We start from the raw sequence: 18,976 nt of genomic DNA on the forward strand, positions 1-18,976 counted from the left end.
GTTAGCGGTGTTAACTGATCGTCCGCTAGAAGTTGAGCGCGTGCGACGCCGTGGCGCCGCCGTCCGCGACGAACTCCGCCCCGGTGCAGTACGCGCTTTCGTCGCTGGCCAGGAACAACACGAGCTTGGCGATGTCTTCGGGCTGTCCGACCCGGCCGAGGGCGACCTTCTTGCCGACGTACGACATGTCGACCTTCTGGCCGCCGGCCGCGGTCGAGACCATCTGGGTGTCGATCGCGCCGGGGTGGACGGAGTTGACGCGGATGTGCTTCTTGCCGAGCTCCATCGCCGCGACCTTGGTCATCCCGCGGATCGCGAACTTGCTCGCGGTGTAGGCGACGAGGTACGGCATCCCGGCCAGACCCTCCACAGAGGACACGTTGACGATGGAGCCACCGCCGGCGGCGGTCATCGGTTCAACGACCGAGCGCATCCCGAGAAACGCCCCGATCTGGTTCACCCGGATGACGCGTTCGTAATCGGCCAGCTTCGTCTTGCCGAGTTCCGAGAAATGGAGGATGCCCGCGTTGTTGACCAGCACGTTCGGCGCGCCGAACTCGGTGGTCACGCGGTCGACGGCGGTGGCCCAGCCGTCCTCGTCGCCGACGTCGAGGTGCTGGTAGACGGCGTTCTCGCCGAGTTCGGCGGCGAGCTGCTTGCCCTCGTCGTCCAGGATGTCGGCGAGCAGCACCTTCGCGCCCTCGTCGACGAACGCGCGTGCGGCGGCTTCCCCCTGTCCGCGCGCGGCGCCGGTGATCAGGGCGATCTTCCCGTCGAGCCTCACGAGTCCTCCAGGATTTCGGTGGCGGCGAACATCCGGCCGGGGTCGCGGTCGGCGAAGAACGCGCTGACCGTGGTGTCGAGCTCGTCGAGGGACCAGCGCTGCTCGATCCGCGGGGCCTCGACCAGGGAGACCATGCCGCCGTGGACGACGAACACCTGGCCGTTGACGTGCTCGGCCGCCGGCGAGGCGAGGTAGGCGACGAAGGGGGCGACGTGCTCGACCGAGAGCGGATCGGCGCCCTCGGCGGGAGGAGCACCGAACACGCCCTCGGTCATCGCCGTCCGCGCGCGAGGGCAGATCGCGTTGGCGCGGACGCCGTACTTGGCCAGGCCGCGGGCGGCCGACATGGTGAGCGCGGTGATGCCCGCCTTCGCCGCGGCGTAGTTGGGCTGGCCGGGCGAGCCGATGAGGAAGGCTTCGGACGCCGTGTTGATCAAGCGTCCGTAGACCGGCTGTCCGTCCGCTTTGGACTTGTCGCGCCAGTGCTTGGCGGCGTTGCGGGACAACAGGAAGTGGCCGCGCAGGTGCACGCGCAGCACGGTGTCCCAGTCGTCGTCGGACATCGAGAACAGCATCTTGTCGCGCAGCACACCCGCGTTGTTGACCACGACGTCGAGCCCGCCGAGGTCGAGCGCAGCGCTCACGAGTGCGTCCGCAGTGGCCCGCTCCCCCACGTCACCGGCGACCGCGACGGCCTTGCCACCAGCGGCTTCGATTTCTTCGACGACGTCCTTCGGCTCACCGATGTCGTTGACGACGACGGTGGCACCCTGTGCGGCCAGTGCGAGCGCTTCCGCCCGTCCCAGCCCGGCGGCGGCGCCCGTGACGATCGCTGTCCTGCCGGTCAGGCTCACGCGAGGCCTCCTCATCGAGTCCGGTGATCGGGCCTACACTAGAATCTGTTCTCGCCGAGGGCAAGCCCTTGAGTGAACACCGCTAACTGGCGATGAACAGGGCGTTCTTAGGGCAACCTTTCACGGCATCTGTAACAAGTTCTATCTGATCGTCCGGAACCGGCCCGGGCTGGATGACCAGCTCTTCGTCGTCGTCGAGGTCGAAGACGTCCGGCGCGAACCCCAAGCACACCGCGTTCGCCTCGCAGAGTGAACGATCAACGCCGATCTCCATGCTTCCTCCGCCGCGTGAGTCCTGGTACAACTAGAACAGGTTCTACTATAACGCCGGATCGAGGTGACGGGTGCGGATCGACTACACACCGGAGCAGCGCGCACTGGCCGGAGAACTGCGGGAGTACTTCGCCGAGCTGATGACGCCCGAGCGTCGCGAAGGTCTCCGCACGGGCAACGGCGAGTACGGCGACGGCCTGGCGTACAAGGAGATCGTCCGGCAGCTGGGCAAGGACGGCTGGCTCGCGATCGGCTGGCCGCCGGAGTACGGCGGGCAGGGCCGGCCGATGCTCGACCAGCTCATCTTCACCGACGAAGCGGCGGTCGCCGGGGTGCCGGTCCCGTTCCTCACGGTGAACACCGTCGGGCCGACGATCATGCGCTACGGCACCGAAGAGCAGAAGGCGTTCTACCTGCCGAAGATCGCCGCCGGTGAGCTGCACTTCTCGATCGGCTACTCCGAGCCGGAGGCCGGCACCGACCTCGCGTCGCTGCGGACGCGCGCGGTGCGCGACGGTGACGAGTACGTCGTCACCGGCCAGAAGATGTGGACCAGCCTGATCGAGCACGCCGACTACGTCTGGCTCGCGGTCCGGACCGACCCGGAGGCGAAGAAGCACCGGGGCCTGTCGATCCTGATCGTGCCGACGTCGGCGCCCGGGTTCTCGTGGACCAAGGTGCACACGGTGGCGGGGGCGGGTACCAGCGCGACGTACTACGACGACGTGCGCGTGCCGGTGTCGGCGCGCGTGGCCGAGGAGAACGCGGGCTGGCCGCTGATCACCAACCAGCTCAACCACGAGCGCGTCGCACTGACGTCGTCGGCGCCCGTCCGCAAGGCGCTCGCCGACGTTCTGGCGTGGGCGAAGGAGACCGGCGCCATCAACCAGGAATGGGTGCGGCTGCACCTCGCGCGGGTGCACGCCGGCGCGGAGTACCTGAAGCTGCGGAACTGGCGGATCGCCTGGGCGGCCGCGGCGAGCGAGCTGGGCCCGGCCGACGCGTCGGCGACGAAGGTGTACGGCACGGAGTTCGCGATCGAGGCCTACCGGCTGCTGATGGAGGTGCTCGGCGCGGCCGCCGTCGTCCGCGACGGATCGCCGGGCGCGCTGCTGGCCGGGCGGATCGAGCGGCTGCACCGCTCGGCGCTGATCCTCACCTTCGGCGGCGGCACCAACGAGATCCAGCGGGACATGATCGCCGCGACCGCCCTCGGCCTGCCCGTCACGCGCTAGGAGCGTCCCATGGACTTCACCCCTTCCGAGGCGTCGGCCGACCTCGCGGCGCTGACCCGGCGGATCCTCGCCGACAAGGTCACCCACGACCCGCACGGCACCGGCGGCTTCGACGCTCCCCTGTGGACGGCGCTGGGCCAGGCGGGTGTGCTCGACGCGGCGCTGCCGTCGTCGCTCGGCGGTGGCGGGTTCGGGCTGCTGGAGCAGTGCGCGGTCCTCACCGAAATCGGCCGTGCGGTGGCCGCGGTCCCCTACCTGACCTCGATCACGATGGCGGCGTCGGCGCTGGCGGAGTTCGGCACGCCGGAGCTGGTCGACCGCTGGGTGCTGCCGGTGCTGCGAGGAGAACGTGTTCTAGCGGTGGCACTGTCCGGCTTCACCGCCTCGGACGGCCGCTTGTCCGGCACCGAGTCCGCGGTGGCGTTCGGCGCCTTCGCGAACGGCTTCCTGGTGGCCGTCCCCGGCGAGGTGTTCCTCGTCGACGCGGCGGCCCCGGGGGTCACCGTGCGGCCGCAGCAGACGGTGGATCACGCGGACGCTGGTCTGCTGGAACTGTCCGAGGCGCCGGGGATTTCGCTGGGCGACATCGGTGAGTGGCTGCGCCTGCGCGGCACGGTGGGCGTGTGCGCGCAGCAGCTCGGCGTTGTCGAGCGGGCGCTTGAGCTGACCGCGGCGTACGCGGCCGAGCGCAAGCAGTTCGACCACGTCATCGGCGGGTTCCAGGCGGTCCGGCAGCGTCTCGCGGACGCGTACGTCGACGTCGAAGCGGTCCGGCTTACGTCGCTGCAGGCCGCCTGGCGGCTCGCGTCGGACCTCCCGGCGGCGGAAGCGGCGGCGACGGCGAAGTTCTGGGCCGCCGAAGCCGGGCACCGGGTGGCCCACACGACGGTCCACGTCCACGGCGGTGTCGGCATCGACGTCGACCACGTCGTGCACCGCTACTTCGTGGCGGCGAAACGCTTGGAGTTCCTGCTGGGCCCGGCGACCTCGCAGCTCCTGGCCCTCGGCGACCAGCTGGCCGCGGACGCCTGAAGCCCTACTCCGCCGCGTAGGTCCAGAACTCGCGCATCAGCGGGGTCGGCGCCGGGCTCGTCATCTCGACCTGGGTGAGCAGGACCGTGACCGTGCCCGTCGCGGGGACCACGTGCCAGGCCGTGCCCGCGCCGCCGATCCAGCCGTAGCGGCCGGGCACGTGCCACGGTTCCCGCGCCTCGACGTCGACCGAACCGCCGTAGCCCCAGCCCTGGCCGTCCAGGAACATCCGGCCGGCCTCACGCTGGGCCGGCGTCAGGTGGTCGGTGGTCATCCGGCGCACCGACGCCGTCGTCAGCAGCCGGCGGTCGCCCACCGTGCCTCCGGCCAGCAGGAACCGGCCGAACGCGAGCAGGTCGTCAGCCGTCGAAACCAGGCCCGCCGCCGCGGACGGCAACGCCGGCGCGGAGCTCCACCGGCCCTCCGGCGAGTCGATCAGCCGCAGCCCCGCCTCACCGGGCCGGTACGCGCTGGTGAACCGGCCCAGCGCCGCGGTCGGCACGAAGAACCCGGTGTCGGCCATGCCCAGCGGCTCGAACAGCCGCTCCGCCAGGAACTCCGGCAGCGGCCGGCCCGACACCCGCGCGATCAGCACCCCCTGGATGCTCGAACCGGTGCCGTAGAGCCACCCCTCGCCCGGCTGGTGCAGCAGCGGCACCTGCGCCAGCGCGGCGGTCCACTCGTCCGGCGACAGGTCCCGCGGCGCCGCTGCCGGGTGGCCCAGCACCTGCAGCAACAGGTCGACGGCGGGCAGCGTCATGTCCGCCGCGAAGCCGTACCCGCAGCGGAAAGTGAGCAGGTCGGCGACCGTGATCGGGCGGGCGGCGGGCACGACGTCGTCGACCGGCCCGGCCGGCGTCCGCACGACCACCGGCGACGCCAGCTCCGGCAGCCATCGCGCGATCGGGTCGTCCAGCGCGAGCTCACCATCGTCGACGAGCAGCATGACCGCCGCGGCGACGATCGGCTTGGTCAGCGAGGCGATGCGGAACAGCGAGTCCCGCGCCATCGGCACGGTGCCCCCGGCGTCGGCCGAGCCCACCGCCGCCACCTCGACCTGGTCGCCGTGCGCGACGAGCGCGACCGCGCCGGGCAGGTCCGCGGCGTGCCCCTTCAGCAGTTCGGTGAGCATGCTCAGTCCTGGGGGTTGATGGCGCGCAGGCGCCGCGGGCCGGTGTCGGGCCGGGACGGCGGTGGCCCCAGGACAAGCCGGGCATTGGCGACAAAAGCGCCGTCCGGCGACGCCAGGATCGGGTCGAGCACCAGCGACCGCACCTCCGGGTTGTCCTCGGCCAGCGCGGCGACCCGCAGCACCATGTCCTGCAGGGCGGCGAGGTCGGCGGGCTCGTCACCGCGGTAGCCGGTGAGCAGCGGCGCCGTCCGCGGCTCACGCAGCAGCGTGGCCGCGTCGACGTCGGTGAGCGGCACCGCACGATACGCGCGGTCGCCCAGCAGCGTGCTGACCAGGCCGGACAGCCCGAACGACACGAGCGTGCCGAACGACGGGTCGTCCTGCAGCCCGATCACGCACGACAGGCCCTTCGGGGCCATCCGCTGGACGTAGACGTCGTCGTCGCCGGAGATTTCGCGCAGCGTCTCGTAGGCGGTGCGCACGGCTTCGTCGGAGGCCAAGTCGAGCCGCACGCCGGCCAGGTCGGGCCGGCCGCGCAGGCGTTCGTCGACGGCCTTGAGCGTCACCGGGTAACCCAGCTCGGCCGCCGCCGCGACCGCGTCGTCCACTGTGGACACGACGCGGAAGGGGACGACGTTGATGCCGTAACAGCCCAGCAGCCGCACGACGTCGGTGTCCGACAACAGCGTCGTCTTGCCGCTCTCGCTTTCCAGGAGCTCGCGGACGATCACCTGCGCCTGTTCGGTGTGGATCCCCGACGGCGTCACGAGCGTGCCTTGCGGGCGCTGCCGCCACGCCGCGTACCGGATGACCTGGGCGAGGGAGTTCACTGCACGTTCCGGGCTCGGGTACGACGGGATCGAGCCGCGCGTCGGGACGCCGTCTTCGGACAGGACGGCGAGCTCGTCCGGCACTCCTTCGGCGGCGAGGAACGTCGAGACGATCGGCTTGCGCTGTCCCAGTTCGACGACGGTTTCGCGCAGGGCGCGTGCGTACGCGGTACCGGGGATCGCCACCGGCGGCGCGAACACGACGACCAGCGCGTCGACGTCCGGCGACGTCAGCGCCTCGCCGACCGCCTTGGCGAAGTCGTCGGGCCCGGCCTGCGGGCCGACGTCCACCGGGTCCGACGCCAGGCGCAGCCCTTGCATCCGCGCGGTGTCGGCGGCCAGCAGCCCGATCGCGCTGGAGTTGCCGACGATCGCGACCCGCGGCCCGGCGGGCAGCGGCTGGTGGGCGAACACGAGCGCGGTGTCGAACAGCTGCGCCAGCGACTCCACCCGCACGACGCCCGCCTGCTCGAACAGCGCCTGCACGCTGGCCTCGTCGATCTCCGTCGACGTCGCCGCCAGCTGCGGGCGGACGGCGTGCCGCCCCGATTTCACCGCGACGATCGGCTTCGTCCGCGCGAGCCGCCGGGCCAGCCGCGCGAACTTGCGCGGATTGCCGAACGACTCGAGGTACAGCAGCACCAGATCGGTGTCCGGGTCGGTTTCCCAGTACTGGAGCAGGTCGTTGCCGGAGACGTCGGCGCGGTTGCCGGCCGAGACGAACGTCGAGAGCCCGAGCCCGCGCGACTCGGCGTCGGCGAGGATCGCGGTGCCCAAAGCGCCGGACTGGCAGAAGAACCCGGTGCGCCCGCGGGCCGGCAGCCGCGGCGCGAGGGTGGCGTTGAGGCGGATGCCGGGCGCGGTGTTGAGGACGCCGAGCGCGTTCGGCCCGACCACGCGCATGCCGTGCGCCCGCGCCTCGCCGACCAGCCGCAGCTCGGCGTGCAGGCCGTGCAGGCCCGCCTCGGCGAACCCGCCGGAGACGATCAGCAGCGTTTTCACGCCCTTCGCCAGGCAAGCGTCCAAAACGGACTCGACGACCTCGGCGGGCACCGCGACGACGGCCAGGTCGACCTGGTCCGGGATGTCGAGCACCGAGGCGTAGGCGCGGACGCCGCGAACCGAGTGGTGCTCCGGGTTGACCGGGTAGACGGTGCCCGTGAACGCGGCGGCCAAGAGGTTCGCGAAGGCGACGTGCCCGACCTTGCCCGGCTCCGCGGACGCGCCGATCACCGCGACCGACGTCGGGTGCAGCAGGTTGTGCACACTGCGCGCCTCGGCCGCCTGCTCCCGCGAGCGGGCCACGGCCAGCGACTCCTCGGTCGGGTCGATGTCGAACTCCAGGTGCAGCACGCCTTCCTCGATCTCGCGGCTGACCTGGTACCCGGCGTCGCGGAAGACGCGGACCATGGCGGCGTTCTCGGCGAGCACCTCGGCGACGAACCGGCGCAGCCCGCACTCAGACGCGGCCGCGGCGAGGTGTTCCAGCAGGATCGAGCCGACTCCGCGGCCCTGGTGCGCGTCGCTGACGACGAAGGCGACCTCGGCCGACGGGCCGTGGTCGAGCCGCTCGTACCGGCCGACCGCGACGATGTCGTCCCCCAGGAACGCGGCGAACGCGACCCGGTCGTGGTGGTCGACGGTGGAGAACCGCTTCAGGTCCTTCTCCGGGATCCGCGGGTAGGCGCCGAAGTAGCGGAAGTAGCGCGTGCGCTCCGACAGTTTCCCGTGGAAGGCGACGAGCCCGTCGGCGTCACTGGGCACGACCGGGCGCAGGTGGACGGTGCCGCCGTCGGACAGCACGACGTCGGCCTCCCAGTCGCGGGGGTAGTCGAAGGGATCACGGCCGGCCATCGTCAGTCCCTGGGGTCGTCCGGATCGAGGCCGTGCAAGGGGAAGACGGCCCGGCGCGTGTCCCGGACGGCGACGTCGACCGGGTCGTCCTCACCGTCACCCCACGGCTTGAACTCCGTGTCGCGGTCGTCGGTCATCGCCAGAGGCAGCTCGGCGCGTGGAGCCGCTTTCTTGACGGTGGAGATCCAGCCGGGCGGCAACGGCGTCGACGGGGCGACGTCCCGGTCGAGGACGGTGGCGATCAGGTGCGTCCACGACCGCGGCACCACCCGGATCAGCTGGTAGCCGCCCCCGCCGACGGCGATCCACTTGCCGCCCGCGTACGTCTCGGCGAGGTCGCGCAGGGTGCTGTAGATGGTGCGGTGGCCGTCGACGCTCAGCGAGAGGTCCGCGAGGGGATCTTCTTCGTGCGAGTCGACGCCGCACTGGGTGAACAGCAGCTGCGGCTCGAAGTCCGCCAGCATCGACGGGACGACGGCGGTGAACGCCCGCAACCAGCCCGGGTCCCGGGTGCGCGGCGGCAGGGGAATGTTGACGGAGGTGCCGTCGGCCTTTCCGCGGCCGGTCTCGCCGGAGTAGCCGGTGCCCGGCCAGAGCGTGAAGGGGTGCTGGTGCATCGAGATCGTGAGGACCCGCGGGTCGTCGTAGAACGCCGCCTGGACGCCGTCGCCGTGGTGGACGTCGGTGTCGATGTAGGCGATCCGCTCGAAACCGTGGTCGAGCAGCCACGAGATGGCGACCGCGCAGTCGTTGTAGACGCAGAACCCGGCCGCCTGGTCACGCATGGCGTGGTGCAGCCCGCCGGCGATGTTGACCGCGCGGGTCGCCTCCCCCTCCGCGATCTTGCGGGCGGCCAGCAGCGTCGAGCCGACGACCAGGGCGGAGGCGTCGTGCATGTCGGTGAAGACGGGGTTGTCCGCGGTGCCCAGCCCGTGCCCGACGTCCCACCCGACCAGCGGCGCCTCCCGCACGGCGGCGAGGTATTCGGGGGCGTGGATCCGCAGCAGCTCCTCGTCCCCGGCGGCGGACGGCACGAGCAGCTCGACCCCGTCGAGCACCCCGAGCTCGGTGGCCAGCCGGACGGTGAGTTCCAGCCGGACGGGGTTGAACGGGTGTTCCCCGCCCAGGTCGTAACCCAGCAGGGCGGAGTCCCACACGACAGCCGGCGACATACCGTCCGACTGTAGTGCCCGCCGCGGCGATCCGTGGTTTCGAAAGCCGCGCTCCGGCTCTCGCACCTCCCGTGCCGTGCTCAGCCCGGGAGGTTGCCCGTCGCCGCCGGACGCTCCGGGTCACGCGACCAGTGCGACCACGAGCCCGCGTACAGCCCGGCGCCGGCGTGGCCCGCGAGCTCCAGCGCCAGCACCACCGAGCTGGCCGTGACCCCGGAGCCGCAGTACGCGCCGACCGGCTCGCCCGGGCGCAACCCCAGGTCCGCGAACCGGGCGGCCAGCTCCTCGGGCGCGCGCCAGCGGCCGTCCTCACCGGTGTGGCCGGCGAACGGCGCGTTCACCGCGCCCGGGATGTGGCCGGCCCGCGGGTCGACCGGCTCGGTCTCACCGGCGTAGCGCGGGGTGGCGCGGGCGTCGAGCAGCAGGCCGTCGCGGGCCAGGGCCGCCGCCTCGTCGGCGTCGAGCACCGGCATCGCGCCCGGACGGACCGTGATGTCACCCGGCTCCGGCCGCGCCGGCTCGGTGTCGACGGGGTGGCCGTCGGCGGTCCACGCCGCGTAACCGCCGTCGAGGACCGCGACCTCGTCGTGGCCGGCCCAGCGCAGCAGCCACCACGCCCGCGCGGCCACCGAACCGTCGGCGTCGTCGTAGACCACCACCGGCGCGCCCGCCCGCACACCGGCCGCGCGAAGGTCGCGCTGCAGGTCGGCAGGGTCGGGCAACGGGTGCCGGCCGCCTTCGCCCGGCTCGCCCGCGAGCACGCGGTCGAGGTCGGCGAACACCGCGCCGGGCAGGTGGCCCTCCCGGTAGGAGTCGGCGCCGGGCGGGCCGGCGAGCCGCCAGCGGACGTCGAGGACGACGGGCCGGTCGCCGGCCGGGCCGCCGAGCGCGGCGGCGAGGTCGGTGGTGCTGATCAGCGGACGCATGCCTCCCATCTTCCAGCGGCCGCCCACCCGGCCGCGCCGGGGTGCGGACATATCCCCCACCGGCGAGTTGTTATCCGCAAGGCCCCCCGCCGCTGTCGGGGTCAACGACTACGATGAGCAACGCGGACGAAGGGGACAGCGTGAACGATCTCATCGACACCACCGAGATGTACTTGCGTACGATCTACGAGCTCGAAGAAGAGGGTGTCGTTCCGCTGCGCGCCCGGATCGCCGAGCGCCTGCAGCAGAGCGGCCCGACCGTGAGCCAGACCGTCGCCCGCATGGAGCGCGACGGGCTGGTCGTGGTGGCCGACGACCGGCACCTCCAGCTGACCGACCACGGCCGTGAGCTGGCCATCGCCGTCATGCGCAAGCATCGCCTGGCCGAACGCCTCCTCGTCGACGTCATCGGGCTCGAGTGGGAACACGTTCACAACGAGGCGTGCCGCTGGGAGCACGTGATGAGCGAGGCCGTCGAGCGCAAGCTGGTCAAGCTGCTCGACCACCCGACCACCTCGCCCTACGGCAACCCGATCCCCGGCCTGGACAAGCTGGGTGACGGTGACCCGGCGCCGCCCGCCGAGGCCGACCTCGTCCGGCTCGACGAGTTCGCCCGCACCGGCGGCGGCCGTGTCGAGATCCGGCGCATCGCCGAGCACGTCCAGCTGGACGAGTCGCTGATGACCGAGCTCAAGTCCGTCGGCATCGTGCCGGGCGGCACGGTCACCATCGGCCGGGCCAACGGCGGCACCATCGAGGTCACCGGCGGGGACACCACCGCCCAGGTCGCCAGCTCCGCGCTGCACGCCGTCCTGGCGCAGGCCAGGTGAGCCCGGCCTCGGAGGCCAAGGCGGCGTTCCGCACGGTGCACGGCGTCGAGCCGGCCGGTGTGTGGTCCGCCCCGGGGCGGGTCAACCTGATCGGCGAGCACACCGACTACAACGACGGCTTCGTGCTGCCGTTCGCCCTGCCGCACCGCCTGGCCGCGGCGGCGTCACCTCGCGAAGACGGCGTCCTGTCCGTGGCCACGCTGGGCGACGACGGCCAGCTCCAGCGCTCCGGCGACCTCAAGATCGCCGACCTCGCGCCGGGCACGGTCGGCGGGTGGGCCGCGTACCCGGCGGGGGTCGCCTGGGTGCTGCGCGACCAGGGCTTCACGGCCGGGGCCGACCTGGTCATCGCCGGGGACGTGCCGTCGGGGGCGGGACTGTCCTCCTCCCACGCGCTCGAGTGCGCGGTGTCGCTGGCGTTGCTCGGGCTGGCCGGCCTCGAGCTCGACGCGACCGGCGAGCGGGTCCCGGCCCGGCCCCAGGTGGCCCGGTGGGTGCAGCGCTCGGAAAACGACTTCGTCGGCGCGCCGACCGGCCTGCTCGACCAGACGGCGTCCCTCTGCTGCACCGAGTCCCACGTCCTGTTCCTCGACGTGCGGTCCGGTGAGCAGGAGCAGGTGCCGTTCGCCCTGGCCGAGGCCGGGCTGCAGGTGCTGATCATGGACACCCGCACGAAGCACTCGCACGCCGAAGGCGGGTACGGCGAGCGCCGGCGCGGCACCGAACGAGCGGCCGAGCTGCTCGGGGTGAAGGCGCTGCGCGACGTCACCGCCGAAGGCCTCGCCGACGCCCTCGACCGGCTGCCGGACGACCTCGCGCCGCTGGTGCGGCACGTGGTCACCGAGAACCAGCGGGTCCTCGACGTCGTCGCGCTGCTGCGCGAAGGGAAGATCGCCGAGATCGGCCCGTACCTGGACGCGTCGCACGTCAGCATGCGCGACGACTACCGGATCTCCACGGCCGAGCTGGACCTCGCGGTCGACGCGGCCCGGCAGGCCGGCGCCCTCGGCTCCCGGATGACCGGCGGCGGCTTCGGCGGCTCGGCGATCGCGCTGGTCCGCGACGCCGACCTGGCCGGGGTCAAGGCGGCCGTCGAAGCGGCGTACGAGAAAGCCGGCTACCGGCGGCCGCGGATGTTCACGGCGGTGCCCTCCCGCGGCGCCGGCCGCGACGAGCTCTGAGGCCGCGCGGGTCCGCCCGGGGCAACCCCCGCGCGGACCCGTGCGTCGCCATGGGGGAAGACTGTGGCGCACAGTCACCACCCTCGGCAGGAAGGCCTGGACGTGTCGGAGCAGAGCAACGCCCTGAAACTGGTCGTGACGGGCGGAGCCGGGTACATCGGCAGTGTCTGCGCCGCCCGGCTCGTCGAAGCCGGCCACCAGGTCACCGTGGTCGACGACCTGTCCACCGGCCACGCCGACGCCGTCCACCCGGACGCGCGGTTCATCGAGGGTGACGCCGCCGAGGTGGCGGGCAGCCTGCTTCGCGAGGGCTTCGACGGCGTGCTGCACTTCGCGGCGAAGTCGCTGGTCGGCGAGTCGATGGCGGAGCCGGCGAAGTACTGGGAAGGCAACGTCGTCACCTCGCTGCGGCTGCTCGAGGCCATGCACGAGCACGGCACGCCCCGGCTGGTGTTCTCCTCGACGGCGGCGGCGTACGGCGAACCGGACCAGTCGCCGATCCCGGAGTCCGCGCCGACCCGCCCGACCAACACCTACGGCGCCACGAAGCTCGCCATCGACGCGGCGATCACCAGCTTCGCCGTCGCGCACGGCCTGGCCGCGGTGAGCCTGCGCTACTTCAACGTTGCGGGCGCGTACGGCGCGTTCGGCGAGCGCCACACCACGGAAACCCATCTCATTCCTCTCGTCCTCCAGGTCGCCTCGGGCGACCGCGAGCGCATCCAGATCTTCGGCGACGACTACCCGACGCCCGACCACACCGCGATCCGCGACTACATCCACGTGGTGGACCTCGCGGACGCGCACCTGCTGGCGCTGAAGCACGCGACCGCGGGTGAGCACCGCATCTACAACCTGGGCAACGGCACGGGTTTCTCCGTTCTCGAGGTGATCGAGGCCTGTCGCGAGGTCACCGGCCACCCGGTGCCGGCGGCGGTAGCACCGCGCCGCGCCGGCGACCCGGCCGCGCTCGTGGCGGCCAGCGACCGGGCTCGGGAGGAGCTGGGCTGGAAGCCTGAGCGCACCGAGCTGACGGGGATCGTGCGCGATGCCTGGGAGTTCACCCAGGCACAGCGGGCTGCCCAGGGCTGAGGCATCCGCGCGGTGGGGGTGGGCCGGTCGGCACGCCCCCAACCGGCGCCCGTCTCGGACAGCCAGCGAGCTAGACCACGAAACGCTGGGCCCGAAGCCGGAACGCACGAGCTGACGAGGATGGTCCGCGACGCCTGGGAATTCACCCAGGCACAGCGGGCCGCCCAGGGCTGAGCCATCCGCGCAGCGGGAGTGGGCCGGTCGACCTGCCCTCACCAACGCCGGTCTCGAACAGCCAGCGACCCAGACCAGGAAGCGCTGGGCTGGAAGCCTGAGCGCACCGAGCTGACGGAGATCGTCCGCGACGCCTGGAGATTCACCCAAGCCCCGCGGGCCGCCCAGGGCTGAGGCATCCGTGCAGCGGGAGTGGGCCGGTCGGCCCGCCCTCACCGGCGCCGGGTTTCAGACCGCAGTTGCCGTATGTCCGATCGCGCCCTGACTCGTCGGCGCCGTTCTCGCCTGCCTCGGCCAGTGCCAGTTCGTGCGCAAAACCGGACGGCTTCCAGCGCGGGTAGCCAGCGACCGGCCTAAGCCGGAACGCACCGAACTGACCGGCCTCGTCCGCGACGCCGGGGAATTCACCCAGGCACAGCCGGCCACTCAAGCTTAGGACGCGGAACCGGAGTCCTCAGTGGACAGCGGGCAAGCACGAATCACGCCCTCTCGAAGCTGTCGAGGTCCACGGGTTCCAGGCCGAAGCCGGAAATGCCCGCCGGGTCGGCGGCCAATGCCAGGCCCAGCAGCACCTCCGGTGGCGTGCCTCGCTCCAGCACCGCCTTCAACAGCGTCGCCAAGACGTGGCCCGGAGCCGCCTCCAGCGCGTTCTCCAGCGCCATGCCCGCCAGAGTCCCGTCGCCGCGCATGAAGGCCGAATAGCCCAGCAGCGCCGCGGCTTCCGCGCGTTCCGGCGCCGGGAGTTCGCGGACCAGCGTCAGCCAAAGGCGCTCGGCCTCGCGGGCCGCCGGCAGGTGGGGTGGGACCGCCATCGCCAGGCACACGTCGCGGATCTCCGCGATCGTCAGGGCGCTGGCCAGCAACACGGCCTCCTCGTCCGTCGGAGGTCCTTCGCCGCGGAGCTGACGCTCGAAGGCCGCGCGGATCTCCGACGCCGCATCGGAAACGCGCGTTGCTTCGGGCCGCGGCGGCGAAGGCAGGCGCGCCAGCTGGGCAGCGCGGCGGGCGAGCGCGTCCGGCGAACGCGGGGTGAGCAGCGCCGCCAGTTCGTCGCGGCTGTCGAACGCCACCGTGCCGCAGCCGGTCGCCGCTGCGGCCGCCACGGTTGCACGGGGGTCCGGCAGGGTGCCGCCGCACTCCGGGTCGGCGTAGCACCCCCACGGCGCGTCCTCGGTGATCTCCGCGGTCCACATCGCGTGCAGCACCGGGAGGCCGAACTCGGCCAGCGCGTCGGCCAGTTCGTCGACGAAACCCGCGTGCGGTGGCGGGTCACCGGGTCTTCGCCGGCCGCCGACGACCACCAGTGTCACGCCGGTGTGCGCGCCCGTGGCGAACTTCGGGGCCAGTGCGCGGGCCTGGCGGACCTCGTCTTCACCGCGGGGGAGGTTGCCGCGCAGCACCAGGCCCAGGCGGTTGCCCACGGGGGCCCGGTGGCCGAGCGCGACGACGGAGTTCTCGGGCCGGAACCCGATCAGGTACGGGAGCGCGGCCAGCAGCTGCGCCGGGTCCCGGAGGTTGACCGGCGCCCGGCCGGTCGGGGTGGAAGTGGTCATGCCTCCACCGTGGGGCAGAACGGGGCCGGATGGGGCGGTGGCGGCAAATCTGTGGATCGCCGGGGCCGATGTGGACGGAACCGGGCGGGAGCCGGCCGGACGGCGGGTTTCTGTCGGTGGGGCGGGCTATGCTGCCCGGCCCCACCGACCGGTCCGGCTCAGCCGCAGTGCTCGAAACCGCTTTCGTAGGTGTTGCTGCCGACCGAGCCGCCCCACTTCACGCAGGTCGCTTCGGCGGTCTTCTTCACCGGCCCGGCGTAGTAGGTGAAACTGCCGGAATCGGTCGTCCGGGCCGAACCCTGGACCTCGAGGAACGCCGAGACCGGGCTGGCCGTGCCGAGCGACGTCGCCTTCAGCGTCGTCACGCAGTTCGCCTTGGTCGAGGCGTTGTACAGCAGGTACGCCGTGCCCGACGAGTTCGCCAGCGCCTGCTGGTCGACGACGGAGAAGCCGGAGCCGCAGACCTCTTCGGCGGAGTACGGGTTGCCGCCGCAGTTGTTCTTGCTGGTGAAGCTCGTGTGCCCGTAGTACGGCACGGCGACGCCGTTCAGCTTGGCCTTCTGGACGACACCGTCGAGCCGCTCCTCGAAGTGCAGGTGCGGGCCGCTGACCCCGCCGGTCGCGCCCGCCTTGCCGATTTCCCGGCCACCCGAGACCGACTGCCCGACCGAGACCTCCTGCTCCGACAGGTGCGCGTACCGGGTGCGCCAGCCGCCGCCGTGGTCCAGCTCGATCCACTTGCCGTAGCTGGTGCTGCCCTCGTTCGCCACCCGGGTCACGGTGCCCGACGCGGCCGCGAGCACCGGCATTCCGGTGATGCCCGACTTCTGGAAGTCGACGGAGTACTCCGGGCTGTGGCCGCTGAACGTCGCGGCGGTCACGGTGACCCCGCACTTGAACGGCACCTGGAAGTTCGGCGCCGCCGACGCGGTCGCCTGGCCGGCGAGGGTGAGGCCGAGCGCGGGCAGCGCCGCGGCGGCGGCGAACACGGCGAGCCGTCGCAACCTGGACATGGGGAGTACCTCCTGACAAACGGGGCAGCTTGACCCGCCAAGGGAAGCCCGCGTCGGTACATTTTCCGTACAACCACCCCGCGGAGGGCACCGAAGATGATCACCCGACGAGCCGATCTCCACCGGCTCCCGCAGGCCCAGGACTGGGTGCGCTGGGGGTTCGTCGCGGTGCCGATGTTCGCCGCGATGCCCCGCGCGAACACGCTCTCCTGGATCCTGATCGGCATCACCCTGGTCCTGTCGATCCCGCTGCTGTGGATCTTCGACGTCGCCGGCCACCGGCTGCTGCCGGTCATCACCCTCACCGTGATCGCCGCCGCGGGCGGGCTGTGGGCGGTGGTGCCGAACAGCTGGGCCTCGGTGACGATGTTCAGCACCACGTTCTTCGTCGTGCTCCGGCAGTCCAGGGTGCCGATCGTGCTCGCGGTCGGCGTCGACCTGGCCGTGATCACCTTCTGGGCCGGCCACCACCACGCGTGGGAAGGCGCCCTGCCGACCTACACGATCCTCGCCGTGGTCGTGCTGCTCGGGCTGAACCGGCGCACCCGGCTGGCCCGGATCGAGCAGACCGAACTGGCGCTGGCCCGCGCGCAGACGGCCACCGAGGAGCACGCCCGCGCCGCGGCGCTCGCCGAACGCGCCCGCATCGCCCGCGAAGTGCACGACGTCCTGGCGCATTCGCTCGCCGGGCTCTCGCTGAACCTGCAGGGCGCGCGGCTCATGCTGGTGCGCGACGGGGCGAGCCCGGACGCCGTCGCGCAGATCGAACGGGCCCAGAAGCTGGCGTCGGAAGGCCTCGCCGAGGCGCGGAAGGCCGTCGCCGCGTTGCGCGAGGACGCCGTCCCGGTCGAACGCACGATCGCGGACCTCCTGACCGCGTACCGGCTCGACAGCGGGGCCCGCGCGGACCTGACGATCGAGGGCGAGCCGCGTGAGCTCGACCCGGCGGTCGGCACCGCGCTGGTCCGCGCGGTGCAGGAGGCGCTGGCCAACACCCGCAAGCACGCGGCGCACGCCGATGTCGACGTCACGCTGGACTTCGGCGCCGGAACCGTCGCGCTGACCGTGGCCGACCGCCAGGGCAGGCGCCCGCCCGACGCGCCGGCGGCAGGTTACGGTTTGCGCGGGATGAGCGAACGGGTCGCGCTGCTCGACGGACAGCTCGAGAGCGGGCCGGGGGAGGACGGATGGCGGATTCACCTGACGGTGCCGGCGTGACACTGCGCGTGGTGCTGGCCGACGACCAGGCGGTGGTCCGGGAAGGCCTGGTCACGCTGCTCGGGCTGCTGCCCGGGGTCGAGGTGGTCGGCGCCGCCGCCGACGGGCTCACCGCGCTCGACCTGGTCGCCGAGCACCGCCCCGACGTTGTGCTGGTGGACCTGCGGATGCCGCGCTGCGACGGCGTCGAGACCACCGAGCGGATCCGCGCCGAGCACCCGGGCACCGAGGTCGTCGTGCTCACCACCTACGCCGACGACGAGTCGCTGCTGGCCGCGTTGCGCGCCGGCGCCCGCGGGTTCTTGACGAAGGACGCCGACGCCGAGGCCATCGCCCGGGCGCTGCGCTCGGCCGCCGCCGGTCAGTCCACAGTGGACGGCGAGCTGCAGCGGCGGCTCGTCGAGGCCGCCACGCGCAGCACGCCCAAGCGGGTCAAGGAGGTCGAAGGCCTGACCGCGCGGGAGATCGAGGTGCTGCGGCTGATCGCGGCGGGGCTGTCGAACACGGAGATCGCGCGCACGCTCGTGGTGAGCGAGGCGACCGTGAAGACCCACGTGAACCACCTGTTCACCAAGGCCGGGCTGCGGGACCGCGCGCAGGCGGTCGCCTTCGCCTACCGGGCCGGCATTGCCGACTGACGCTCGCGGTCAGGGGGCCGCACCGTCTCGATCCTGGTTCGCCGCGATCTCGGCGAGGAGGCGGAACGCGGCGTCGCGGCTGTCGTCGTTCGTCACCTTCGAGACGAGGAAGTTGGCGAAGTGCAGGTGGTGGGTGGCCACCAGCCGGTCGTGGAAGGTCCCGATGGACTGCACGGTCTCCGTGAACATCCTGAGGTAGACCACGGCGATGAAGTTGCCGAGGATCCCGCCGATGGCCCCGAGCGACGCCACCAGGATCTTCTCGAGCGAACCGGCCGGCGTCGCGGACCTGAGCAGCACGAACGCGATCGCGATCACGGCAAATCCGGCGACGATGCAGAAGATCCCGGTGAAGAAGATCAGCCCGCGCTGCCGCAGCGCCTGGTCGTAGTACCGCTTCAGCTGCTGGCTGTGCACCTGGAACAGTTTCATCGCCCGGCGCTCCAGCTCCTCGCCCGCCAGCATCTGTTCGAGGTCCTGCTGGCCCCGGATCGCCTCGATGTCCTTGAACAGCGAGCTCGATTCCATCCGGGCCCACACGCCGTACGCCAGCAAGCCGCCCGAGTACAGGAGGATCAACAGCGCGAACTTGGCGAAGTCGGCCGAAACGAACGCGAACCCGCCGCCCATCCCGCTGACCGCGGCGACCAGGATCGCGGCCGCGGAATACTTCTTCAGCCGCTGCCGCCGGGTCTCGATCCGGTGCACCCGCCGGTCGATCGCGGCGGTGTCGGTGGAGATCACCGGGTCGGTGTCCCCCAGTTCGAGGCTGCCGCCCGGGCGCCAGCACGCGGTCACGTGCACCGGCCGGTCGCCGCCGAGCCCTTCGAGCTCCTCCACCAGGGACTTCACCAGGGCCAGCACCTTGGCTTCGAAGTGGCCGCCCGCCGTCGAGCTGTTGCTCTTGGCCAGGTTCAGCCGTCCGTAGGCGTAGAGCCGCACGGTCATCGTCCCGCCGGTCGCGCCAAGTTCGACGGAGCCGTTCTGGACGTCCTTGAACTGCCGCTGGGCCGCGGCGAGGAGCCGGTCCCCCAACCCGCTCTTGAGGGCGGCGAGCCGGTCCGCGCCGAGCGACGAGCCGTCCGCGTCCCGGACGATCAACCCGATCGACACCAGTTCCCCGGACGCGACCAGGAAATCGGTGGCCGCCCGCAGTTCTTCCAGCTTCACCATGACGTCCTCCCC

The 18,976-nt window shown here is 72.2% G+C and carries 17 protein-coding genes; 7 read left to right on the plus strand and 10 right to left on the minus strand.

Annotated features, from left to right (window positions below):
- Window positions 1–25: 25 nt before the first annotated feature.
- The 3 genes from ACIA5G_RS18290 to ACIA5G_RS18300 all read right to left on the minus strand — a co-directional run bounded on the left by ACIA5G_RS18290 (window position 26) and on the right by ACIA5G_RS18300 (window position 1,912).
- Window positions 26–784: a glucose 1-dehydrogenase gene (locus ACIA5G_RS18290; RefSeq protein ID WP_395924451.1), complete on the minus strand. Its 759-nt coding sequence runs from the start codon at window positions 782–784 to the stop codon at window positions 26–28.
- Window positions 781–1,638: a 3-oxoacyl-ACP reductase gene (locus tag ACIA5G_RS18295; protein WP_395924453.1), complete on the minus strand. Its 858-nt coding sequence runs from the start codon at window positions 1,636–1,638 to the stop codon at window positions 781–783. The genes ACIA5G_RS18290 and ACIA5G_RS18295 overlap by 4 nt, the downstream gene beginning before the upstream one ends.
- Window positions 1,639–1,720: 82 nt before the next feature.
- On the minus strand, window positions 1,721–1,912 hold the full coding sequence (locus ACIA5G_RS18300) for a ferredoxin (protein ID WP_395924455.1): 192 nt from the start codon (window positions 1,910–1,912) through the stop codon (window positions 1,721–1,723).
- Between the two features lie 70 nt (window positions 1,913–1,982).
- On the opposite strand from ACIA5G_RS18300, the gene ACIA5G_RS18305 reads away from it, so the two are divergent.
- Together ACIA5G_RS18305 and ACIA5G_RS18310 are read left to right on the plus strand one after the other, a co-directional pair.
- Window positions 1,983–3,146 carry an acyl-CoA dehydrogenase family protein gene (locus ACIA5G_RS18305; protein ID WP_395924457.1) on the plus strand — a complete coding sequence of 388 codons (1,164 nt, stop codon included), beginning with the start codon at window positions 1,983–1,985 and terminating at the stop codon, window positions 3,144–3,146.
- A gap of 9 nt (window positions 3,147–3,155) precedes the next feature.
- On the plus strand, window positions 3,156–4,178 hold the full coding sequence (locus ACIA5G_RS18310) for an acyl-CoA dehydrogenase family protein (RefSeq protein WP_395924459.1): 1,023 nt from the start codon (window positions 3,156–3,158) through the stop codon (window positions 4,176–4,178).
- 4 nt (window positions 4,179–4,182) lie between these two features.
- Here ACIA5G_RS18310 and ACIA5G_RS18315 read toward each other — a convergent pair whose 3' ends face one another.
- The 4 genes from ACIA5G_RS18315 to ACIA5G_RS18330 all read right to left on the minus strand — a co-directional run bounded on the left by ACIA5G_RS18315 (window position 4,183) and on the right by ACIA5G_RS18330 (window position 10,092).
- The gene (locus ACIA5G_RS18315) at window positions 4,183–5,316 is read right to left on the minus strand and encodes a serine hydrolase domain-containing protein (RefSeq protein ID WP_395924943.1); all 1,134 of its coding nucleotides are present in this window, start codon (window positions 5,314–5,316) and stop codon (window positions 4,183–4,185) included.
- Window positions 5,313–7,994 (minus strand): GNAT family N-acetyltransferase, encoded by a 2,682-nt coding sequence (locus ACIA5G_RS18320; RefSeq protein ID WP_395924461.1) that lies wholly within the window; start codon window positions 7,992–7,994, stop codon window positions 5,313–5,315. Before ACIA5G_RS18320 ends, ACIA5G_RS18315 begins: the two co-directional genes overlap by 4 nt.
- Before the next feature lie 2 nt (window positions 7,995–7,996).
- The gene (locus ACIA5G_RS18325) at window positions 7,997–9,166 is read right to left on the minus strand and encodes an acetoin utilization protein AcuC (RefSeq protein ID WP_395924463.1); all 1,170 of its coding nucleotides are present in this window, start codon (window positions 9,164–9,166) and stop codon (window positions 7,997–7,999) included.
- An 80-nt stretch (window positions 9,167–9,246) separates the two neighbouring features.
- Window positions 9,247–10,092: a sulfurtransferase gene (locus ACIA5G_RS18330; RefSeq protein WP_395924465.1), complete on the minus strand. Its 846-nt coding sequence runs from the start codon at window positions 10,090–10,092 to the stop codon at window positions 9,247–9,249.
- A 113-nt stretch (window positions 10,093–10,205) separates the two neighbouring features.
- Between ACIA5G_RS18330 and ACIA5G_RS18335 the strand changes: the two genes are divergently transcribed.
- The 3 genes from ACIA5G_RS18335 to galE all read left to right on the plus strand — a co-directional run bounded on the left by ACIA5G_RS18335 (window position 10,206) and on the right by galE (window position 13,195).
- Window positions 10,206–10,922, plus strand: coding sequence for an iron dependent repressor, metal binding and dimerization domain protein (locus ACIA5G_RS18335; protein ID WP_395924467.1), 717 nt, complete (start codon window positions 10,206–10,208; stop codon window positions 10,920–10,922).
- A complete protein-coding gene (gene galK / locus ACIA5G_RS18340; RefSeq protein ID WP_395924469.1) occupies window positions 10,919–12,103 on the plus strand; it encodes a galactokinase in 1,185 nt (394 codons plus the stop codon). The genes ACIA5G_RS18335 and galK overlap by 4 nt, the downstream gene beginning before the upstream one ends.
- A 102-nt stretch (window positions 12,104–12,205) precedes the next feature.
- Entirely contained in the window at window positions 12,206–13,195 is a 990-nt protein-coding gene (gene galE / locus ACIA5G_RS18345; RefSeq protein WP_395924471.1) for a UDP-glucose 4-epimerase GalE, read from the plus strand.
- A 653-nt stretch (window positions 13,196–13,848) separates the two neighbouring features.
- Here galE and ACIA5G_RS18350 read toward each other — a convergent pair.
- Window positions 13,849–14,922, minus strand: coding sequence for a DUF4192 domain-containing protein (locus ACIA5G_RS18350; RefSeq protein WP_395924473.1), 1,074 nt, complete (start codon window positions 14,920–14,922; stop codon window positions 13,849–13,851).
- A 158-nt stretch (window positions 14,923–15,080) separates the two neighbouring features.
- Window positions 15,081–15,935 carry a M23 family metallopeptidase gene (locus tag ACIA5G_RS18355; protein WP_395924475.1) on the minus strand — a complete coding sequence of 285 codons (855 nt, stop codon included), beginning with the start codon at window positions 15,933–15,935 and terminating at the stop codon, window positions 15,081–15,083.
- Between the two features lie 96 nt (window positions 15,936–16,031).
- On the opposite strand from ACIA5G_RS18355, the gene ACIA5G_RS18360 reads away from it, so the two are divergent.
- Together ACIA5G_RS18360 and ACIA5G_RS18365 are read left to right on the plus strand one after the other, a co-directional pair.
- Complete coding sequence (locus tag ACIA5G_RS18360) at window positions 16,032–17,153, plus strand: sensor histidine kinase (RefSeq protein WP_395924477.1); 1,122 nt, start codon at window positions 16,032–16,034, stop codon at window positions 17,151–17,153.
- Window positions 17,150–17,791, plus strand: a complete 642-nt coding sequence (locus ACIA5G_RS18365) for a response regulator (RefSeq protein ID WP_395924479.1) — start codon at window positions 17,150–17,152, stop codon at window positions 17,789–17,791. The genes ACIA5G_RS18360 and ACIA5G_RS18365 overlap by 4 nt, the downstream gene beginning before the upstream one ends.
- Window positions 17,792–17,800: 9 nt before the next feature.
- Here the strand turns inward: ACIA5G_RS18365 and ACIA5G_RS18370 are convergent, their stop codons facing one another.
- Window positions 17,801–18,964 (minus strand): hypothetical protein, encoded by a 1,164-nt coding sequence (locus ACIA5G_RS18370; protein ID WP_395924481.1) that lies wholly within the window; start codon window positions 18,962–18,964, stop codon window positions 17,801–17,803.
- Window positions 18,965–18,976: the final 12 nt, after the last annotated feature.

The organism is Amycolatopsis sp. NPDC051758 (assembly GCF_044453095.1).
Taxonomy (GTDB): Bacteria; Actinomycetota; Actinomycetes; order Mycobacteriales; family Pseudonocardiaceae; genus Amycolatopsis.